Source organism: Pseudodesulfovibrio pelocollis (assembly GCF_030282845.1).
Classification (GTDB): Bacteria; Desulfobacterota; Desulfovibrionia; order Desulfovibrionales; family Desulfovibrionaceae; genus Pseudodesulfovibrio; species Pseudodesulfovibrio pelocollis.
Genome location: NZ_JASTWE010000014.1, coordinates 17,184 through 38,006, shown reverse-complemented (window position 1 = coordinate 38,006; position 20,823 = coordinate 17,184). Strand labels below are relative to the sequence as shown.

Genomic DNA, 20,823 nt, shown 5'->3' with positions numbered 1-20,823 from the left:
CCATTTTCATAGCAGCCGGAGCGGCTTTTGTTAACAACTTTATTGTGTCGTTAACAACTTTATTGTCTTGTTAACAACTTTATTGTTCTCCCACAACATTTCCTACCCCTGGGGCCTGCTGATGCCCACTGTTACGGTTTTTGCCTGGTGGCGGATGGTGTCGATGGGGCGGGTCATTTCCTCGATGGCCTTGTTGAGGATGGTCAGGATGTCGGCCAGCCGGGCCTCGGTGGCGCAGATGGAGGGGGATTGGTTGACCAGCCAAAGCATGTAGTTGGCCAGGGCGGCGGCCACGCGGGCGGGCAGGGCCGAATCTGTGGCGCCCGAGGCGATGCGGTCGACGCATTTGTTGAGCTGGTTGAGGACCAGGGTGCGGTCCCAGGTGGCCGGGGCCGCGATCATGTCGCCCAAGGTGATGCGCGCGGCGCGGAAGGGCTCGGCATGGGCGTCTATGGCCTGGGCTGCGGCGATGCCCCACCAGTGCCCGGCCACGGTCTCGGTCAGGAAGTCCAGCCCGCCGCCCACGCGGGGCACCTTGATGACTGCCTCGGCCACGTCGTCGAACCGGGTTTCGTCCTCGGCGCAGAAGACGATGGGCGAGCCGTTGTGCGCCTTGAAGATGGTCACTTCCTTGACCGTGTCCGTGACCACCAGCTCGGGCAGGTCGCTGGCCATGACCAGGGTCAGGGGCTCGGTGGAGAGGTCGATGTGCTTCTTGTCCTCGGTCACATCGCAGGGGATGGACTTGTAGCACAATTCCGAGAGCTTGATGCGCACCTCCTGGGCGGCCACGCAGTTGGCCCCGTTGCCCACCAGCGCCCAGTAGCGGTGGACGGGCGCGTATTTCCGGGCCACCTCGGCGATGGCCTCCTTGCCGTCAAGCACCCGCTCGATGTGGGCGGGCAGCCCCTCCAGGGCCTCCAGTTCGGTCAGCACGGCGGCCTCGTCCATGGTGCCGAGCACGCTGGCCAGCCACAGGGCGAGTAGCTTGCCCGCCGCCACCTGGGAGTAGAAGGCCTTGGTGGAGGCCACGGCCATCTCCACGTCGCGGCCGTTGCTGGTGTAGATGTAGGAGTCGGATTTCTGGACCAGGGGCGAGTTGCGCCGGTTGACGATGCAGTTGACCCAGGCGCCCCTGTCGCGGCACAGGTCCACCACGCGGTTGGTGTCCGTGGTGGTGCCGGACTGGGAGACCGGGACCAGGACCACGTCATCCATGCCCTCATCGCCCATGAAGCCCACCAGCTCGCTGCCGGTGTAGGACTCGATGGCGATGTCGCTGCCCGCCAGGGAGCGGCGCAGCAGCCGGGCCACGGCCATGGCGGCCACGGCGGCCGTGCCCTGGCCCACGCACACGATGCGCCGCACGGGCACGCTCGCGGCCGTGAACCGGGCCACCAGCCCGGGGCCGTTGCCGAACCCCTCAGGCAGGAAGGCCACGCGCCCCTGCTGCTTGAGATATTTGCCGTGCAGGGTGTTGCGCACCGAATTGGCCGCCTCGTGGACTTCCTTTTCGATGTAGTGGTTGTACTCGCCGCGGAAGATGTCGCGGGAGAAGATCTCGATCTTCTCCGCCTTCAGCGGCACGGATTCGCCCGAGTCGAGGAACCGGGCCATGGGCACGGCGTCGGCCGGGTCGTCGTCGCGCAGGATGACCGAGACCCCGCCATGGCTGTGCACCGCGATGGGGTAGGAGGCGCGCGCCCTGGCGGCCATGCCGTATGCCTCGCTGGCCACCAGCCAGCCGTCGTTGGTGCGGCCCACGTAGAAGCTCTGGCCGCTGCCCTTCTGGGCCAGGAACTGGCTGTCGAAGTCGCTCAGATTCTGCATGACCACGGCCAGGGAGCCTTGGCACCGTGTGAGCACGCTGCGGAAGCGCTCTTCGGCGTCGCCGTTCTCCGGCGCGTCCATGTGGAAGAGCACGGGCAGGATCTTGGCGTCGGTGGAGATGATGGGCGGGATGTACGCGCCCTTGGAGACCACGGTCTCCTCCACCAGGGTGCGGTAGTTGTCCACGTCGCCGTTGAGCACGAACATGGTCTTTTCAAGCCCGGTGGACACGCCGCCCTCCACCAGCCCGTCCACGGGGTGGCAGTTGGGCACGGAGATGATGCCGTTGGAAGCCCAGCGGGTGTGGGCGATGATGTTCAGGGTCTCGAATCCCTCGGCCATGGTCCAGAGCAGTTCGTCCTCGACGATGAACCGGCGCAGGGCCGCGCCGTTGTCGCCCAGCTGGCCCACCAGCTGGGCCACCTTGTAGAGGAAGCGGCAGGCGGTGCGGCCGTCGTCGAGCTTGCGCACCAGCACCTGGCGGGTGTCGGCGTGGGCGATGGAGCAGCGGTCGCAGAACTCCGCCTTCTGGGTGGAGGAAAGGCGTAGCTCCGGGTCCATGTCCGCAGGCAGGATGAAGGCCACGGCAACGCCTGCCGAGTCGCGGCCGCGCACTTCGAGCTTGTCGATGGATTCGAGGACCAGTTCCATGCCCCAGGCCAGGAAGTGGTGGTCCCTGGCTTCGGGGTTGGCAGCCAGGGCGGGCGGCATCAGGGCCAGGGTGCGGTCCACGTTGGCCAGCACCTCCTGGTCGATCTGCCAGAGGTAGTCGTCGAGCTGCTCGCGCAGGGCTTCGAGGGCATCGGTGCGCGGGCCTTGCTCCAGCTTGACGGCGGCCGCGTTGCGCAGGGTGCGGATGGCGTCGCGGATGGCTTCGAGGCGCTGCCGGGTAGCCGGGTCGGCCACCAGTCGCAGGTGCAGGCCAAAGGCCATCAGGTCGTAAAAACGCTCGGTCAGTTGGGCGAGCGGGTCGGCCGCCTCCATGAGGTCATGGCCGGACAGGGCCTGCTCGAAGGCCTCGGCCACCTGGTCGAGCCATGCGGTGTCAGGGGTTCCGGTCCACTGCCTGTTGCTGAGAAAGCTGGCGATTCCACACATGTGCGGTGTTAACTCCTGGTGAGATATTGGGCGGTCCTGGGGGTGCCTCGCTCCACCGGCGTGGGGCGGGGCAGGGCGTAGCCGGGCCGCGTCCTAGGAATTACTGTACCTGCCCTGCCTTGGCAAGCCCGACTCTCCGGCGGCCTCTGGACATCCATTATTATATGGACTAGGGGTGATGACGCATTGGTGACTTGCCAGTCGCCGGGTGATGCTGCCTTGGGGAGGTTGCGTTGGCGGTGGTGTTCCCGGCGGTGGGGATGTTGGCCGACGCATGGGCAAAAGGGCATGAAAATTCTTCATTTTTTCGAATCCAGATGGCGTTCCATGGGGGTCGTGCGCAAGTTTGCGGCGGCGCTCGGGTCCATGCTCGTCCTCATCTTGCTCGTGGCGGCGGTGGGTATCGCCTCCCTCTTTGTGCTGGAGAAGAAGGCCGGGGACATCGTGGCCGATTCCATGCGCCTGCAGCGGCTGGCCCTGGAGATGGATTCCCGGCTCCAATTGGCGCGTCAGGCCGAGCGGGATTTCCGCCAGCGTATCAACGACCTCGGGCTGGCCGGGGCGCGCCGGGTCTATGTGCCCGAGTTCTCCCAGCGGCTGGGCGAGGCCGGGCGCAATGCCGCGTGGCTCCGGGACATGGGCCGGTTCGGCAACGCGCCGGGCGACTTCGCGGCCGATACCGCAGCCCGGCTGGAGGAGCTGAGCGCGTCCATTGAGCGCTATGGCAGCCTCTTCACCAGGGTCGTGGACCTCGCGGGAACCGTGGGGGTTGAAAACCAAGCCTTCATCCGAGCCCATGGCGAGATGGAGGGCGAGTACCTGCGGCTGACCTCCCTGGTCCGCCAGATGGCCACCGCAGCCACGGACAGGGCGCGCGACGCCCACCAGGAGATAGCCCGGTCAAGCGGGCTGGCCCGCTCCATGCTCATTGCCTCGGTCCTTCTGGCCCTCATGCTGGCGGCCAGCATCATCAGCGTCATCCACCGCACGGTGGCCCGCAGCGTCGTGCTCCTGAGCAGCACGGCCACGGAACTGAGCCTCGGCAACCTCGAAGCCCGGGCCATGGTGGACAGCGACGACGAGTTTGGCAGGCTGGCAGACTCCATCAACGGCATGGCCCACCGCATCACCGCCCTGGTCAACGACCTTGAGGGGCGGGCGGCCATGGCCAGCGACAGGCTGGTGGAGGCCATCGACGCCATATCCGAGGGGTTCCTGCTCTACGACCATCGCGAGCGGCTGATCATCGCCAACACCATGGCCAAGGAGCTTTTTCGCGGCGCCGAGCGGGTGCTTCGGCCCGGAGCCACCGTGGAGGAGGTCTGCCGCCATGTGGCAGAAAGCGGCCTCTTCCTCAACGCCATGGGCCGCGAGGAGGCGTGGGTCCGGGAGCGCCTGGAGCGGCATCGTACCCTGGGGCCGCCCGTGGACGAGCCCTTGAGCGACGGCCGCTGGGCCCTCATCAAGACCTATCGCAGCGGCCGGGGCGAGACCGTGGTGGTGGTCACCGACATCACCGAGCGCAAGCGCGCGGCCGACGTGCTGGCCACCAGGAATTCCAACCTTGAGGATCTGGTGCGGGAGCGGACCAAGGTGCTCGTGGAAAAGGCCATGGAGCTGCGCGAGGCCAACACGCGGCTCATGGAGCTTGATGAACTGAAATCCGCCTTTCTCTCCTCGGTCTCTCACGAACTGCGCACCCCCCTGACCTCGCTGCTCGGCTTTTCCAAGATCATCCGTCGCGACTTCACCAAGGTCTTCATGCCCCTGGCCGACACCGGGGAGGCCAGGCGGCTTGGCGAGCGCATCCAGAGCAACCTCGAGATCATCGGCAGCGAGGGCGAGCGGCTGACCCGGTTGATCAACGACGTGCTCGACCTGAGCCGCATCGAGTCCGGCCGGGAGGACTGGCGTTTTACCGAGGTCAATCTGGCCGGGTGCGTCAACCGCGCCGTGGGCGCGGCCAGCGGGCTGCTCGCGCCCAAGTCCCAGGTTCGCCTGACCATCCGCCGAATGGACCCGGTTCCGCTGGTCCACGCCGATCAGGACCGCATCCACCAAGTGCTCATGAACCTGCTGAGCAACGCCATCAAGTTCACCGAGTTCGGCGAGGTGGCGGTTGATCTCTATCTCGACGGCCAGGGCATGGTCCGGCTGCGGGTGGAGGACACGGGCCGGGGCATCAGGCGGCGGGATATCGAGCAGATTTTCGACAAGTTCCATCAGGCGCACAGGGGCGACACCCTGACCGAGAAACCCTCGGGCACCGGACTGGGGCTGGCTATCTCCCGCCAGATCATCGAGCATTATCAGGGCCGGATCTGGGCGGAATCCCGGCTGGGGCGCGGCACAATCATGAACGTGACCCTGCCCCCGGCCGATCCCAGCGACAGGCCCCTGGTGCTGGTGGTGGACGACGACCCGGCCACCCGGGACTACCTCTCCATGCTGCTCAAGCGGGAGGGCTACGGCGTTCACGCCGCCTGCGACGGCGAGCAGGCGCTGGTCCTGGCCGCCCGGCGCAGGCCCGCCCTGATCTCCATGGACATCCTCATGCCCGGCATGGGCGGCCGGGAGGCCATCCGCGCCCTGCGCAGGGACGGCCGTCTGGCCGACATCCCGATCCTCGTGGTCTCGGTGATGGATGCGTGCCACGACGCGGGCGGCGACGCCACCCTGATCAAGCCGGTCAACGCGGACGCCTTCATCGGCGCGGTTCACGCCCTCATCGGTGACAGCGCCGCGCCGCGCCCGGTCCTGGCCCTTGGCGGCGCGGCCGGGCCCGGGACATGCCGCCTGCCCGGCCTGTGTGGCGAGAGCGTCACCCGCTGCTCGGTGGACGAGCTGTGGGCCATGCTCGGCGACGGCTTCGAGGGGACCGTGGTGGTGCCCGAGGCCATGGCCGATTCCCTGGACCTGCCGCGCCTGTGCGGTATGGGCTCTGTCCAGGTGCTGCTTCTTCCTGACACCCCGGCCGACACCCCGGCCAAGGGAACCCATTCCGGCTGATTCCCGGCAGGCCGGTGGATTGCCGGATACAAACGACTTCTCATATCCGCTGTAACATGGTAGCCAGATGGGCCATCCGAGTGCTGCGTGGCATCCTGCTGCGCGGCCAGGGCCGGAGGAACATGAGACGCTGTTACGCCATGACGCCCGCAGGGGGGCGGGGCATTGCGCTTCTGCTGCTTGCGCTCTGCGCCGTGTGGGGTGTCGGCCCGGCGCGCGCCGAGCCGCTGGCAGGTGGCGCGGGAAGCTACGTGCTCGGCATGTCGGCCGATTTCAGCGGACAGAGCCGGGGCCTGGGGGTGGAGTTGTATCGAGGCTCCGTGGCCTATTTTACCCAGCTCAACAGAAACGGGGGCATCAATGGCAGGCCCGTGGTCCTCGTCACCCTCGACGACGGCTATCAGCCGGAACCGGCCATCCGAAACACCATCGATCTCATGCGCCGGGGCGATGTCCTGTGCCTGTACGGGTATGTGGGCACGCCCACGGTGACGCGCATCCTGCCGCTCCTGGGCGGCGGTGCGGGCACGGCCAAGCCGCTCTTCTTTCCCTTCACCGGGGCCCAGCCCCAGCGCGAGCCGCCCCACAGCCGCAACGTTTTCAACCTGCGCGCCTCCTACCGCCAGGAGGTGGCCGGGCTGGTGGACCGGTTCGTCTCCCTTGGCCGCAAGCGGATCGCCATCCTCTATCAGGCCGACGCCTATGGCCGCAGCGGCTGGGACGGCGTGCGCCGGGCCCTGGCCGCCCACGGGCTGGCCATGGCGGGCGAGGCCACCTACCGGCGCGGTGCCGGGTTCGACGCCTCCATGGACGAACAGGTGCGCATCCTGGCCCGCTCGCGGCCCGACGCCGTCATCGCCGTGGGCACCTACGCCCCGAGCGCGGCCTTCATTCGCGACGCCCGCGACGCCGGGCTTGACGTGCCCATCGCCAATCTCTCCTTCGTGGGCAGCGAGAACATGCTCGATCTGCTCGCGTTGCTGGGCCGGGAGCGCGGCCGCGACTATACCGGCGATCTGGTCAATTCCCAGGTGGTGCCGTGCTACGAGGACATGAGCCTGCCCGCCGTGCGCGAATACCGCCGAGCCATGGACGCCGTGAACCCCGGGCCGCCGGAAGGGGCCGGACCGTGCCCCGCGCCCTCCCGCTACAGCTTCGCAGGGTTCGAGGGCTATCTCAATGCCGTGGTCATGGCCCAGGTGCTGCGAGTTTTGGACGAGAACCCGGCTCTCGGTCTTGTGGGCGCGGCCGAATCGGTCAGGGAGATGGACCTTGGCATCGACGTGCCTGTCAGCTTCGGGCCGGACAGGCGCCAGGGGCTTGACCGCGTGTACTTCACCACCGTGGAGCAGGGAGCCTTCGTGCCCGTGGGCGAGGCCCGCTGGGAGGCGTGGCGCCAATGAGAAGCCTCTCCATCTTCAAGAAGACCGGCATCCTCGCGGTGGTCCTCTTCGGGGTCGTCGCCCTGCTCACGTCCGCCCTGGCCGCGTACATGCTCCATGACCGGATGGTGGCGGAGTATGTGAGCAAGGGCACTGCCATCGCCCAGTCCATCGCCGGAGCCAGCCAGGACATCCTGCTCAATCGCGACGCGGCCACGGTGCAGGCCATGATCGACCAGTACCTGGAGATCGAGGGCGTGGCCTACGTCTTTGTGCGCGATGCCGACCGGATCGTGGTCTCGCACACCTTTGTGCCCGAGATGCCAGCCAGGCTGGCCACCCTGGCCGAGCCCGAAGACGGCGTGCGGGTGGTCGGGATGACCGTGGAGTCCCTCGGCCGCGTCATCGACGTGGGCGCGCCGGTCCTGGCCGGGGTGGCCGGGTATGTGCATGTGGGCATGAGCAAGGAACTGATCATGCGATATTTCTGGGCCACGGTGATCAGGATGCAGGCGCTGCTCTTCGTCGCCCTGCTGGTCTGCGTGGGCGTGCTCTTCGTGGTCACCCGGCGCATCTCGCGGCCGTTGCAGCAGCTGACCGAGTACGCGGACCGGCTGGCCTCGCGCGATTTCACGGCCGACATCGAGCTGACCTCGCGCGACGAGGTGGGACACCTGGGTCGGACCATGCGCGCCATGGCCCGCGAGTTGGCCCGGCTCTTCACGGACATGGAATCCGAGGTGAACAAGGCCACGGGCGAACTGCGCGAGCACATGGTCTACCTCTCGGCCATCATCGACAACCTGGCCGACGGCCTCCTGGTGGTCAGCCCCACCGGGGCCGTGTCCGTGGTCAACCCGGCCATGCGGGAGTTCTTCGGCCTGGGCGACAAGGACTACTCGGGTTTTTCGGCGGCCGACGTGTTTCCGGTGGAGGTATCGGACCTGGCCCGGGCCATCCGCAGTTGCGAAGGGGTCATCCAGTCGGCCGAGATTCCCCTGGCCGAGGGGCGCATCGGCATGGCCGTGGGCTCTTCCATCATGGTGGCCGCCCCCGTGGCCCGCTGCCTCGGCGGGGTGGTGCTCGTGCGCGACGTCACCCGCGAGAAGGCCCTGGACCAGCTCAAGACGGATTTCATCTCCACCGTGTCCCACGAGTTGCGCACGCCCATGACCTCCATCCTCGGCTTTGCCCGGCTCATCGGCAAGAAGCTCGATTCCGCAGTGCTGCCCGCCCTTGGCGACAATCCCGAGGCCAGACGGGTGGCCGTCCAGGTGGCGGACAACGTGGACATCATCGTCACCGAGGCCCGGCGGCTGACGGACCTGATCAACGACGTCCTCGACATCGCCAAGATGGAGGCCGGGAAGATCGTCTGGCACGACAGGGCCGTGTTCATGGGCGATGTCATGCATCAGGCTGCGGACGCCACCCGTGGGCTGTGGAGCGCCAAGGGCATCGAGGTGGTCATCGAGATGGAGGACGACCTGCCGCCGGTGCGCGGCGACCATTCCCGGCTGGTCCAGGTGCTGGTCAACCTCATCTCCAACGCGGTCAAGTTCGCCCCGCGCGGGCCGGTGACCTGCCGGGCGCATCTGGACCGCGCCGACGTGCTCGTGTCCGTGGCCGACCATGGCCCCGGCATCCCGGCCTCGGCCATGGACGAGATATTCGACAAGTTCAAGCAGGTGGGCGACACCCTGACCGAGAAGCCCTCGGGCACGGGCCTGGGCCTGCCCATCTGCCGCCAGATCGTGGAGCGCCACGGCGGCCGCATCTGGGTCGAGAGCGAGGTGGGGGAGGGCAGCGTCTTTTTCTTCACCATCCCGGCCCTGGTGGCCCGGGCTGGCACCGGCGACATCGACGACGCCTGCCGGGCCATGCTGCCCGAGCCGGATTCGGCCATGCTCATGCGCCTGCCCGAGGAGCGCAATCTGCCTCCGCTCATTCTGGTGGTGGACGACGACCCCATCCTCGGGGCCTATTTCACCGAACTTTTCGAGGGCAACGGGTTCCGGGTCATGGTGGCCGCGGACGGCGAACAGGCCGTGGTCATGGCCAGGGACCACATGCCCAGCCTGATCACCATGGACCTGATGATGCCGGGCATGGACGGCCGCACCGCCATCCGCTGCCTGCGCCACAACCCCTTCACGCGGCACATCCCGGTCCTGGTCCTCTCGGCCCTTAGCGACACCGCGACCCCGGGCTGCGACCTGTCCCTGACCAAACCGGTGGACGACCGGCGGCTGGTGGAGGTGGTGCGCGCCCTGCTGCTCAGGAAGGATGTGCGCCACTCCTGCCTCGTGCTCGGCGATCTCGATGACGTCACCGTGGAAGGGCTGACCGTCTTCTGTCCTGACGATACGACCTTCTGCCCGCCGCAGCGGATATGGAGCCATGTGGAGCGCGGGTTTCGCGGGCTGGTCCTGATTCCGGCCGAACTGGCCGAGGGGATCGACGTCGATCTACTCGCGCGGGTACCCGGAGTGACGGTGATCATCATGCCCGCGCGAACCGGGCGGGGAAAAACAATATAACGGGGTTGCCGCCGCCGCCAGGACGGCTTAGGATGCGGCTGGAACCCGAAAGGCCCGCCCTGCGGCTGTCGGGGTAAATAATTCCACTCAGGTTTCCAAGGAGTTGCGACATGGCCAAGAAGATCCTCATTGTCGATGACGAGGTACACATCAAGATGCTTCTTGAGCAGACCCTCGAAGAGCTGGAGGACGAGTACGATGTGGAACTGTTCACGGCCTCGGACGGCGAGGAGGGCTTGGCCTTCATTCGCGGCGAGCACCCGGACCTCGTCTTTCTGGACATCATGATGCCCAAGATGAACGGGTACGAGGTCTGTCGCATCGTCATGGAGGACGAGGGCCTGCGTGACGTCAAGATCATCCTGCTCACGGCCAAGGGACAGGAGGTGGACCGCAAGCAGGGGCTTGAACTGGGAGCCAAGATGTACATGACCAAGCCCTTTGACCCAGACGAAATTCTCAAGGTATCCAAGGATATGCTGGGGCTGTAGACCGAATTCGACCCCATGACTCCACTCAAGAAATTCATCCGCCCCGGGGCGCTGCGCACGCTGCTGCGCAAGGCCTTCGAGCTGACCGGGGAGCGTTGCCCCCTGGCCCTGGTCCACGGGGGCAAGGTGTTGGCGTCCGAGGGCAGCCAGGACCCGGCCGTGTTCGACAGGTCCGACCCGGACGTGCTGCGTGCACCGCTGCGTCTTGGCGAAGGGCCGGACGGCGAACTCAGGCTGCGCATGCCCGCCGAAGCGGGCCGCATCGGCGAGGCTCGGCGGCTGCTCGATTTCGCAGCCTACACCATCCAGGAATTCATCGACATGGGCCGCGCCCGCCGCTCCATCGCGGACGAGGCGCTGGCCAAATACCGCGAGCTGGCTCTGCTGCATCGGCTGGTTCCGGTCATCAACAGTTCCCTGCGCATGCGCGACGTGGTGGGGGCGCTCATGGACGAGTGCCGCCGGGAGAACTATCCCGGCGAGATGGGCATGGTCTTCCTGTGCGAGCCGGGCAGCGGCAGGCTGCGGCTGGCGGCCCAGTTCGGCTTTTCCTCCGGGGCCGACCTCCAGGGTCTGGCCGAGTGCGAACTGCTCACCCAGGTGGCCCAGAAAGGGCGCGGCGAGATAGTCAACGACCTGGCCGGGGATTGCCGCTGGCATGGCGAGATGGTCGGTGTCGCGTCCATGCTCCTGATCCCGCTCCTGTCGCCCAACCGGTGCGAGGGCATGCTGGTCCTGGCCTCGGCCACGCCAGGGGTGTTCGAGGCAGCCCATCGCAAGAGCCTGTCCACTCTGGCCTCGGTCACGGGCATCTCGGTGAGCAACGCCTTCAATTTCGAGGGCGTGCAGACCCTGATGAACGCCATCCTCAAGGCGCTGGCCGAAGCCATCGACTCGCGCGATCCCTATACCGCCGGTCATTCCGAGCGGGTGGCCCATCTGGCCGTGGCCTTTGCCTACCTGCTGGGCGAGGGCGGGGCCTGCGGCGTGCGGTTCAACGATCAGGAGCTGCGCGAGATCTACTATGCGGGCATCCTGCACGATGTGGGCAAGATAGGCATCAAGGAAGACGTGCTGACCAAGGACTCGCGCCTGCCGGAGCGGCGCATGCAGGTGGTGCGCGCCCGGTTCCGGCAGCACGGCCTGACCTCGGACTTCGCCTGGGCCGAGGCCTATGAGCGGGTGCGCGCCATCAACACGGCCATGAACCCGGACCAGGACGACCTGGAGTATGTCCGGCAGCTGGGGGCCATGCACTGGGGGGGCGAGCAACTGCCCCTGCTCTATGACGACGAGCTGGACGCCCTGCTGCTCGAATACGGCAATCTGACCCATGACGAGCGCATGGAAATCCAGCGCCACCCGGCCGAGAGCGAGCGCATTCTCCAGCACATCCCCCTGCACGAGGGATACGCCAACATGCTGACCATCATCCGCCAGCACCACGAGCGCATGGACGGCAGCGGCTACCCGGACCGGCTGGAAGGAGACGACATCCTCGTCCAGAGTCGGATCATGGCCATCGTGGACATCTACGACGCCGTGACTCAGGAGCGGCACTACAAGCCCGCCTTCACCCGCAGCGAGGCCCTCAGGATTCTCGACCGCGAGGCCGAGCAGGGCAAGCTCGACCACGCCCTGGTGACCTTCTTCCGCGCCCATGTGGCCCGCATCGAGGCCCTGTCGGCCCGGGTCAGGTTCGCCCGCGTCACCCACCTCTCCGAAATCGGCAGATTCGCCACCCTCTGAGCCCGCCTTCAGGCTGCTGCACGCGCCGGATTTATGGCGCACGAAAATCGCGCTGGCCTGAGCAGGCCGACGCGGCTGCCGCATCATTTGCGTGAAGGAGGCGCGGGCGGGTTGCCCGGTCAGGGGGCGAGGCGCTCGGCCAGGGCCGGGAAGGGCAGCTGGCCCTGAGCGAACACCGCCGCGCAGAACTGCCCCAGCTCCAGGCCGGAGTTCCTGCGCAGGGCATTGAGTTCGTGCAGGCCGAGCACGGGCATGACCCGGCTGGTGGGGGCCATGCGGATGGCCAGCACCTGTTCCAGGGCCTCATCGCGCGAGAGGCCCGAGTCGGCCAGGATGGCCATGCACCGGTCCTGGTCCAGCGAGCCCGTGGCCAGCCCTGCGTCGATCATGGCCAGCCCGGCCCGGCGCAGCCCCCGGTGGTGGAGGACCATCCTGTCCAGGGGGGACGAGATATAGCCCAGTTCGTCCAGCAGGTCCTCGGCAAAGGCGAACCAGCCCGCCATGAACAGCGGGTTGGTGATCTGCGACAGGGGCGAGCCGTCCAGGGCGCGGCGCATCGAATTGAGCAGGTGGCGGCCCGGATAGGTCTGCCGGGCGGTCATGAACACATACTCGCGCCGCATCCGGGCCAGCCTGGCCGGGTCGTCGCGGAAGCCGCGACCGGCGAACATCAGGGGGCTGACGTAGCAGCGCGACGGCTCGTCGGGCCACGCGCCCAGAGCCGGGTCGTAGTGGATGGGGCGCAGGGTGGAGGCCATGTGCGTGGGCTGGGGATCGACGCGCAGCCCGCTGTCGCGAAACACGCCGGGCAGGGCCGTGTCCAGGGTGAAGGCGCGCAGGCGGTGAATCTCCCGGACCACGGCATCCATGGGGTCAGTGGCTGCATCGGCCGGGCCGTCGTATCCGGCCAGGGCCTCTTGCCAGCCCTTGCCAATCTGCGCTTCCAGCGCCCGCAGGCATTCGGTCCGGCGGGTGAATTCCGCCTCGGCGATGGCGTATATGCTTTCGGCAGAGCGCTCGGTGTCGATGAGCCCCTCGGCCATGTGGGCAAAGGACGGGCCGTCGGCATCGGCCGGTTCGGGCCTGGAGGCCACGAAGCGGTCGAAATCCCTGAGGGCGTGCAGACATTCGTCCAGCAGCCGTGCGGCCTTGCCCGTCCTGCCCAGGTCGGTCTCGGTCAGGCCGGTCACGTATCTGGCGCAGTCGCGGATCATGGTCTGGCTGCGGGCGCGGGCGGCGTGGTCCACGGTCTCGATGGCGTCCGGGGCCAGGGCGAGCAGGGAGGGGATCGCCTTGAGCCGTTTGAGAAAGCGTTTTTCGCGCGCGGCCGGGGTCTTGCTCGGCAGGTCCACGGCCTGCTCCAGGCCGGTGAAGGCCACCAGCAGAAAGAGTTCGGGCGATTTTTCCCAGCTTCGTACCCGGTCAAGCTCGGTGATGGCGCAGGCCGCGGACCGGGCCAGGGCGAGCAGCACCCCGCGTTCGGGCGGGGCGGCCTTGGCTGCGGCGGTCTCGAAGTCCTTGCGGAATCCGTTGAGCTTGCCCACATGCTTGGCAATGGACCGGCGGGAGAGATCGTCAAACCGGTCGAGCCAGTCGGCCGAGGCGGCCACGGGCGGCATGAGGGGGAACGCCCCGGACGCGCACATGACCGGAAAGTGCTTGCCAAGATACGAGAAAAAGGCATCGGCGGATTTGATCTTCATTGAGGGGTCCGGGTTGGGGTGGGGGCTAGCCCCGGTCGGGCTGCCTGAGCAGGCGGAATATCCTGGGGACGAGTTCCCCGAGTTCGGCCTTGGAAATCTGGTCGTCGGCCCCCACGGCCACGCCCTTGTGGTGGAGAGTTTCGGTGATGATGGACGAGCACAGGACCACGGGCAGGTCCCTGAAGGCAGGCTCTTCCTTGATGTACCGGGTCAGGCTGTGGCCGTCCATGACCGGCATCTCGATATCCGAGACCACCACGTCCACATAGTCGGAGAGGGGCTGGCCGCGCTCGGCCGCGCTACGCCGGGCATTGGTCAGGTAGCGCCAGGCCAGGTCGCCGTTTTCCACCTGATGGACGGTGAATCCGGCCTTCTCCAGGATGCCTGCGATCATCTTGCGGGCCATGGTCGAGTCGTCGGCCACCAGCGCCTTGACGTGGCGGCTGCCTATCTCCTTGCGCATCGCCTCGGTCGGCTCCGGGATGGGCGGCGCGTCCGGGTTGAGGTCCGCGCAAATCTTTTCCATGTCCAGGATGAAGACGATGCGGCCGGAGAACTTGACCACGCCGGTTATGGAGTTGACCGAGAGGGAGGAGACGTAGCCCGTGGGCGCCTCCACCTGGCTCCAACTGATGCGGTGGATGCGCGTGACGCCCGAGACCAGGAAGGCGCTCTTGGTGCGGTTGAACTCGGTCACGATGATCTTGGGCGGCTCGCTTTCATCGCGCTTCTTGCCCAGCCACGCGGCCAGGTCCACCAGCGGGATGATCTCCTGGCGCAGGTTGAAGGCGCCGAGCACGGCCGGGTGCGAGACCTCGGGCATGTCCGTGAGTTCCGGCTGCTGGAGGATTTCCAGCACCTTGGCCACGTTGATGCCGTAGTAGCCCCTGTACCTGCCCACAGGGCGCGCCTCGTCGAGGTAGAACTCGACGATCTCGACCTCGTTGGTGCCGGATTCGAGCAGGATCTTGGTTTCGGCCATGAAAGGGGTCTCCAGGGAAAATCACGTGGTGTTGGTCTGCGAGCCGAGCCACCACCCTTATACCATGCGACTCCCCCCTTGCAAGTGCGCGGGCGGGGCCGACCGGCAGATAATAATGCAACTCAACCGTGTCCGGGGCCGATGCCGTACTTCCTGATCTTGTAATGCATGGCACGGCGGCTGATGCCCAGGGCGTCGGCCGCGTCCTTTCTGACGCCGCCGTGGCGCTTGAGGGCGTCGATGATGGCCCGTTTTTCGCTCTCCTCCAGGGACAGGGCCGCGTCCGGGGTCGCCCCCGGGGCCTCGTTGGATGCCGGAGGTTCCAGCTGGATGTCGTCGGGGCCGATCTCGTCTTCCGGGCAGAAGACCAGGGCGGCCTCCAGGGCGTGCTTGAGTTCCCGGACATTGCCAGGCCAGGGGTGGGCCGTGAGCCGGTCCATGGCCCGGGCCGAGAGGCGTGGGGCCGGGCGTCCCTGCTCGCGGCACAGGGCCTCCACAAGCCGCTCGGCCAGGAGCGGGATGTCCTCCACCCGCTGACGCAGGGGCGGGATGGTCAGGGTGATCACCTTGAGCCGGTAGTAGAGGTCCTCCCGGAACCGTCCGTCGCGAACCCGGGCCGCCAGGTCCGCGTTGGTGGCCGCCACCACCCGGCAGGACACGGTCCGCTCCCGGGTGTCGCCCACCCGGCGGATGGTGCCCTCCTGAAGAAAGCGCAGCAGCCGGGTCTGCATCTCGGGCGAGATGTTGCCGATCTCGTCCAGGAACAGGGTGCCGCCGTCCGCCTCCTCGATGAGGCCCCGCTTGTCCCTGACCGCGTGGGTGAAGGAACCCTTGACGTGGCCGAACAGCTCGCTTTCGAGCAGGCTGGGCTGGGTGGAGCCGCAGTCCACCACCACCAGGGGGCCGTCGGCCCTGGGGCTGGCCCGGTGCAGGTAGCGCGCGGCCAGCTCCTTGCCCGTGCCTGATTCGCCAAGCAGCAGCACCCCGGCCGTGGACCGGGCCACGCGCTCCAGCAGGGTCAGGAAGCGGGCCATGGCCGGGGCCTCGCCGCCCCAGATGTCGGCCGAGGCCCGGAGCGTGTCGCGGGGTGCCGGGTGGGCGGCGCGCCCAGGCTGGCCTTCTGTCGGGGCGGCGTCGAGGATGGCCCGGATGCGGCGCACCAGCTCCTTGCCGTCAAAGGGCTTGGTCAGATAGTCGGCCGCCCCGGCCTGGATGGAGTCCACGGCTTCCGGGATGGTGCCGTGGGCCGTGAGCATGATCACCGGAATGTGCGGCCAGTGGGAGAGCACTTCGCGCAGCAACCCGTGGCCGCCCATGCCCGGCATCTTCACGTCCGAGACCACGAGGTCCACCGGCTCGCAGGCCAGCATCTCCAGGGCGGTCTCGGCCCGGTCGGCCAGGAGCGGGCTCAGCCCGGCCGAGAGGAGCCGCGCCTCCAGCACTTCCAGGATGGTCTCGTCGTCGTCCACCACCAGGATGGTCGGGATGCGGGTGTCGGTCATGCGGATTCCTTGCGGGATTGGGCCGGAGGCCCGTCCATGGGCAGGATGAAGCCAAAGGTGGAGCCTTGGCCGGGTTCGCTCTCAAGGGTCATGCGTCCGCCGTGGGCCTCGACGATGCGCCGGGCGATGGCCAGCCCCAGGCCCGCGCCGTCCACGCTGTCGCGCACCCCGGGCTCGCGGTAGTATTTGAGAAAAACCAGTTCCTGCTCCGCCTCGGGAATGCCCGGCCCGGCATCGGTCACGCGGAAGGCGACTTCAGCGGGGTATGCGGGCGGACCGGCGGCCAGCCCGATGGTCACTGTCGTGCCCGGCGGGCCGAACTTGATGGCGTTGCCCACGAGGTTGAGCAACACCTGCTGCACATGGCTCGGGTCGCACAGGCAGCGGACCGGCGCGCCGGGCAGGTCCGCGGCCAGGGTGATGTCCCTGGCCCGGGCCGTGGGCGCCAGCCGCTCCATGGCCGAGGCCACCAGCCCGGCGCAGTCCGTGGGTTCATGCGACAAGTCCATGGCCCCGGATTCCAGACGCGAGACGGTCATGAGCCGGGTCAGCAACTCCGTAAGGCGCACCGATTCCTTTTCCGCGATGTCAAGGAACCGGCGCTGGCGCTCGTTGACCTCGCCAAAGGTCCCGGCGCCCACCATGTCCACGGCCTCGCGGATGCTGGTCAGGGGGGTGCGAATCTCGTGGCTGAGCATGGCCACGAAGTCGGCGCGCATGCGCTCCTCGCGCCGCAGTCGGGCGGCCATGGCGTTGAAGGCCCGGGCCAGCTCGCCCAGTTCGTCGCCGGAGAGCACCCGCACGTCGCGCACCTCGCCGCCGTGGCCCAGGCCGCGCAGGCCGCGCCGCACTTCGGAGAGGGAGCGGTTGAGGTGCCAGGCCAGGGTCAGGCTGCCCCCCACGCCCAGAGCCAGGCTGGCGATGAGTCCATACAGGCCGATGTCTGCCGCGCGCTGGCCCGAGAGATGGAGCCGGATCAGGGCGCGCTCGGTGTCGATCTGGTTTTCGAGCAGGCTGTGGCCGAGGGTGTCCGACCACTCGCGGACCGTGGCGTCCGGGGCCAGGGTATCGCCCGGGGCCTCGGCCGGGGTCAGGGTGATTTCGAATTCGCTCCTCAGGGGCAGCCAGTCCGCCGCGTAGTGCGGATGCCGGGCCAGGGTGGCGTCCAGAATCTCACCGAACCGGGTCAGATCCTCGATAATGAAGCGCACGGCCTCCTGATTGCCCATGAGCCGGTAGCGGCGGATGTTGTCCTGCACGCCCTTGAGCCTCTCCAACATGCGCTGGATGGCCGAATCGAGATCATGGTTGACGCTGACGATGCGGCTGGCCGTCTCGGCGTCGCGCCGCACCTGGAGCAGAAGATAGGCGGTGGTGGTCACGAAGACGACGATGAGGGCGCAGGACCAGAGCAAAAGTTTGGTCGCAAGAGAGGGGCCGCGTCTCTTCTTCATGGGGTGTGGGTGTGGGCGAGGAGCACGGATAAGGCCGCCGACCGCGGCGAACCGGGGTGCGCGGCGGGTCGGCGGCCATGCCGTGCGGTTGTCTTCGGCGCGATCAGCCGCGCGCCTCGAACCGTTCGTGAACCTTGTCGTAGTCGATGGTGGTGCAGGTGACCTTCTTGAGGTCAGGCACCGGGGCCTCGGTCTCCAGGCCCTGCTTGAGGGTCTCGTAAGCCTCGGGATCGCCCTGGACCAGGATTTCCGCCTTGCGGTCGTCTATGTTGCGGACCCAGCCCTTGAGGCCGAGACGAAGGGCCGTGTCGAGAACCCAGGATTGGAACTTGCCGCCCGTGACCTTGCCTTCAACGATGCAGGTGTAGCTCTTCATGGTGGTTGTCTCCCGTAACTGTATGTGATTCCATCGTGCTTTACCTATACGGAAAAAATCAGCGCCTGAAAAGGGGGAATGGATTTTTGTCTTGTGCGTCCAGGGGGCTTGCCTTTGCCGCCGGATGGGCGTATCCGGGGAGTCTGCTCTGGCTGCTTCACAACCGTGGAGCAGAGGAAATCCCATGCGCTTTCGATTCATCGCCATGCTGATGGCGGCCAGTCTTCTGGTTCCGGCCCCGTCCTGGGCCGGGCTGCCCTATTACAATCAACACCTCGGCTATACCATCTGGCTGCCCGGCGGCTGGCTGGAGGCGGACGACGCTGTCCTGGCCCGGTTTGCCCGCCTGCGCAACGCGGTGGTTCCGGCCCAGGCCGACCAGGAAGTGGGGTATGTGCTCGCGTCGAGCCAGGCCTCGGTCTGGCTGCTGGTCTCCCGGCTCCAGGGGCGGGTGGTGTCCAAGGACGACATCGGCAACTTCAATCGCTTCGTGGTGGCAGGCCTGCTGCGCAGTGCGCGCACGGACGGGGAAGCGTCCCTTCGGCTGCGCAAGGCGAACTTCAGCGAGAGCCGGAACATGCTGCGCCTGGAACTGGACGGCACGGACCCGTCCGGCCGCGCCGTGGTCTCCGTGGTCTACATCGTCTACACCACCACGGGCATGCTCCGTTTCATGGGCATCGCGCCCTCCGGCGATGCCTCGGGCCTGCGGGCCGTGGACGACGTGGTCTCCACCCTGTACTTTGATCACGGTCTGCGCCAGGATTGACACCAGGCGGGCGGCGCGGGTAGCTTCGGGATCCGGGAAGGTTTCGTCGTCCGTGCGCAGTTTTTGGCGCGGGACGTCTCCCGGAACCGTCTGCCTGCCCGGTGGCGTGGTGCGTCGGCCGGGGCACACTCCTTGCTTGAGCCGGGGCGGGGCATGGTCCACAGGCGCTGCCGGGTCATCGGCGGAGTCGTTGTCGAAGTCATCGCGGGAGGCGTTGCATGAAGAGTTTCGTGGCATCCCTGGTGCTCGTCCTGCTGGCGGTCATCGGGACGCCTTTTGGGGCCGGTTTGGCTGATGGGCTGTCGGGCCTGCCGGAGGGGGTCGCCCATGCGGCCACCGGGCCGCATGGGCGGCAGAACGGAGACGGCGAGCCCGCGCCGCCCGGCGGGCGCGTGGTGATCAAGGGGCGCGACGGCAAGGTCACCGGGGTTGAGCGGGCACCGACGGCCCTGCCCGGACAGACCCATGGCGAGGGTGGCGGGGCCGGGCCCGACGAGGCCGAAACGCAGCCCGGCGAGGCCGGGCCGGAACCGGAAAACCCCCCGCAACAATAGCTGGCACCACGCAAAGGCCCCGCCACCCGTAATGGGGGCGGGGCCTTTGCGTGGCACCAGCTGGTCTTGACTACTGGGCCGTCGGGCAGGCCGGGGTGCCGGGATCGGTGCCGCTGTCCACCAGCTTGGCGCGGTATTCCTTGACCTCGTCAAGGGAGTTCCAGCCTTCGTACATTTCCAGCCAGCCGCCGAAATCCATGTACTCCTCGTCCAGGTGCTGCGTATGCATCTTCAGCCACAGGTTGAAGATGTACATCTCGATCTTGAAGGCCGAGCTGTCAAAGACCTGGGGCAGGACCGTGTGCTCGTACTTTTGACCGTCCAGGCGCGCGCCGACGTAGGCGCAAACGTTTTCCTGCGCCCGTTTGTAGTCGATGGGCGCGTTGTTGACCATGTCGGCCAGCCGGTGCAGGGCGAGGTGATCCTTTTCTATCTGCCCCATGACCTCGTCGGGGACCCTGATCCAGAGCTGGTCGTCCTCTTCGGTGACAAAGTAGAACCTGAGCCACAGGTCGAACTGGAATATCTCGATGGCGTCCTTGATGGCGCTCTTCACACTCACGCTTCTGATCATGGTTCATCCTCATCTGAAGTGACAATGGAACAGGGAATATGGTCATCCTGCCCGGTCGAGTCAAGGGAAAATCCTTGCGCGCGGGGCTGGACAAAGGGGCGGCAAGTGTTATATCAGATGCGGCTCGCAAGAGAGAAAGCCCGAAAGGGCGGAAATATCCAAGGAGGCCGAAATGGCACGTCACAAGAAGCATGAGCGCAAGAAAGAGCTGGATCGCAAGCGTCACCGCCGGATGAAGGCGATCAAGGCACGCATCCGCGAGGCCAAGGCCGAGGCCAAGGCGTAAGCCTTTATTATCATCGTAATCCATTGAAGTCCTAGGGGGCTTGCTTATGCCCATCTATGAGTATCAATGCACGGGCTGCGACACCGTGTTCGAGGAGTGGCAGTCCGGCTTTGAAGAGCGTGAGATGGCCTGTCCCGAGTGCGGCTGTCCCGCAAACAGGCTCATCTCGCACACGTCTTTCCAGTTGAAGGGGTCGGGCTGGTATGTGACCGACTACGCGGGCAAGAAGCCCGATGTCCCGGCGTCCTGCGCCGACGCGGACTGCAAGGCCGTATCGGGCACGGCAGACTGCGCGTCGCCCGGCTGCAAAGCCGGTGGCGGAGCAGATCGCAAAGCCGGCGGCGGGCCAGATCGCAAAGCCGGTGGCGGAGCAGACTGCAAGGCCGGTGGCGGCGACGCGGTCCCAGTGGGCAAGAAAGGGGCCGCGGACACGCCGTCCGCAGGGTCCGCATCCTGACGAACAGCGGAAAAGGCAGCCCCGGCTGCCTTTTTTCTTGACGGCACACGCGCCGCATCGAATTTCC

Annotated in this window: 15 protein-coding genes; 8 read left to right on the top strand and 7 right to left on the bottom strand. The window is 67.1% G+C overall.

The window, feature by feature from the left end; translation table 11 throughout:
- Nucleotides 1–102: 102 nt before the first annotated feature.
- A complete protein-coding gene (locus tag QQS14_RS06920; RefSeq protein WP_285906240.1) occupies nt 103–2,928 on the bottom strand; it encodes an SIS domain-containing protein in 2,826 nt (941 codons plus the stop codon).
- 288 nt (nt 2,929–3,216) lie between these two features.
- On the opposite strand from QQS14_RS06920, the gene QQS14_RS06915 reads away from it, so the two are divergent.
- From QQS14_RS06915 to QQS14_RS06895, 5 genes are all read left to right on the top strand, one after another.
- A complete protein-coding gene (locus QQS14_RS06915) occupies nt 3,217–5,937 on the top strand; it encodes an ATP-binding protein (protein ID WP_285906239.1) in 2,721 nt (906 codons plus the stop codon).
- 122 nt (nt 5,938–6,059) lie between these two features.
- Nucleotides 6,060–7,340, top strand: a complete 1,281-nt coding sequence (locus QQS14_RS06910) for an ABC transporter substrate-binding protein (protein ID WP_285906238.1) — start codon at nt 6,060–6,062, stop codon at nt 7,338–7,340.
- Entirely contained in the window at nt 7,337–9,859 is a 2,523-nt protein-coding gene (locus QQS14_RS06905) for an ATP-binding protein (protein WP_285906237.1), read from the top strand. Before QQS14_RS06910 ends, QQS14_RS06905 begins: the two co-directional genes overlap by 4 nt.
- Before the next feature lie 110 nt (nt 9,860–9,969).
- Nucleotides 9,970–10,350 carry a response regulator transcription factor gene (locus QQS14_RS06900; protein WP_285906236.1) on the top strand — a complete coding sequence of 127 codons (381 nt, stop codon included), beginning with the start codon at nt 9,970–9,972 and terminating at the stop codon, nt 10,348–10,350.
- 15 nt (nt 10,351–10,365) lie between these two features.
- The gene (locus tag QQS14_RS06895; RefSeq protein WP_285906235.1) at nt 10,366–12,099 is read left to right on the top strand and encodes an HD domain-containing phosphohydrolase; all 1,734 of its coding nucleotides are present in this window, start codon (nt 10,366–10,368) and stop codon (nt 12,097–12,099) included.
- Between the two features lie 119 nt (nt 12,100–12,218).
- Here QQS14_RS06895 and QQS14_RS06890 read toward each other — a convergent pair whose 3' ends face one another.
- The 5 genes from QQS14_RS06890 to QQS14_RS06870 form a co-directional block, all read right to left on the bottom strand.
- On the bottom strand, nt 12,219–13,802 hold the full coding sequence (locus tag QQS14_RS06890; RefSeq protein ID WP_285906234.1) for a DUF885 family protein: 1,584 nt from the start codon (nt 13,800–13,802) through the stop codon (nt 12,219–12,221).
- A gap of 25 nt (nt 13,803–13,827) precedes the next feature.
- Nucleotides 13,828–14,784 carry a chemotaxis protein CheV gene (locus QQS14_RS06885; protein WP_285906233.1) on the bottom strand — a complete coding sequence of 319 codons (957 nt, stop codon included), beginning with the start codon at nt 14,782–14,784 and terminating at the stop codon, nt 13,828–13,830.
- 122 nt (nt 14,785–14,906) lie between these two features.
- Nucleotides 14,907–16,286, bottom strand: coding sequence for a sigma-54-dependent transcriptional regulator (locus QQS14_RS06880; RefSeq protein ID WP_285906232.1), 1,380 nt, complete (start codon nt 16,284–16,286; stop codon nt 14,907–14,909).
- Entirely contained in the window at nt 16,283–17,740 is a 1,458-nt protein-coding gene (locus tag QQS14_RS06875) for a HAMP domain-containing sensor histidine kinase (RefSeq protein ID WP_285906231.1), read from the bottom strand. The genes QQS14_RS06880 and QQS14_RS06875 overlap by 4 nt, the downstream gene beginning before the upstream one ends.
- Before the next feature lie 103 nt (nt 17,741–17,843).
- The gene (locus QQS14_RS06870) at nt 17,844–18,116 is read right to left on the bottom strand and encodes an acylphosphatase (protein ID WP_285906230.1); all 273 of its coding nucleotides are present in this window, start codon (nt 18,114–18,116) and stop codon (nt 17,844–17,846) included.
- Between the two features lie 184 nt (nt 18,117–18,300).
- Between QQS14_RS06870 and QQS14_RS06865 the strand changes: the two genes are divergently transcribed.
- Both QQS14_RS06865 and QQS14_RS06860 read left to right on the top strand, forming a co-directional pair.
- Nucleotides 18,301–18,885: a hypothetical protein gene (locus tag QQS14_RS06865; RefSeq protein ID WP_285906229.1), complete on the top strand. Its 585-nt coding sequence runs from the start codon at nt 18,301–18,303 to the stop codon at nt 18,883–18,885.
- A gap of 218 nt (nt 18,886–19,103) precedes the next feature.
- Nucleotides 19,104–19,439, top strand: coding sequence for a hypothetical protein (locus QQS14_RS06860; protein WP_285906228.1), 336 nt, complete (start codon nt 19,104–19,106; stop codon nt 19,437–19,439).
- Between the two features lie 70 nt (nt 19,440–19,509).
- Here the strand turns inward: QQS14_RS06860 and QQS14_RS06855 are convergent, their stop codons facing one another.
- Nucleotides 19,510–20,013 carry a hypothetical protein gene (locus QQS14_RS06855; RefSeq protein WP_285906227.1) on the bottom strand — a complete coding sequence of 168 codons (504 nt, stop codon included), beginning with the start codon at nt 20,011–20,013 and terminating at the stop codon, nt 19,510–19,512.
- A 332-nt stretch (nt 20,014–20,345) separates the two neighbouring features.
- On the opposite strand from QQS14_RS06855, the gene QQS14_RS06850 reads away from it, so the two are divergent.
- Nucleotides 20,346–20,756, top strand: coding sequence for an FmdB family zinc ribbon protein (locus QQS14_RS06850; RefSeq protein ID WP_285906226.1), 411 nt, complete (start codon nt 20,346–20,348; stop codon nt 20,754–20,756).
- Nucleotides 20,757–20,823: the final 67 nt, after the last annotated feature.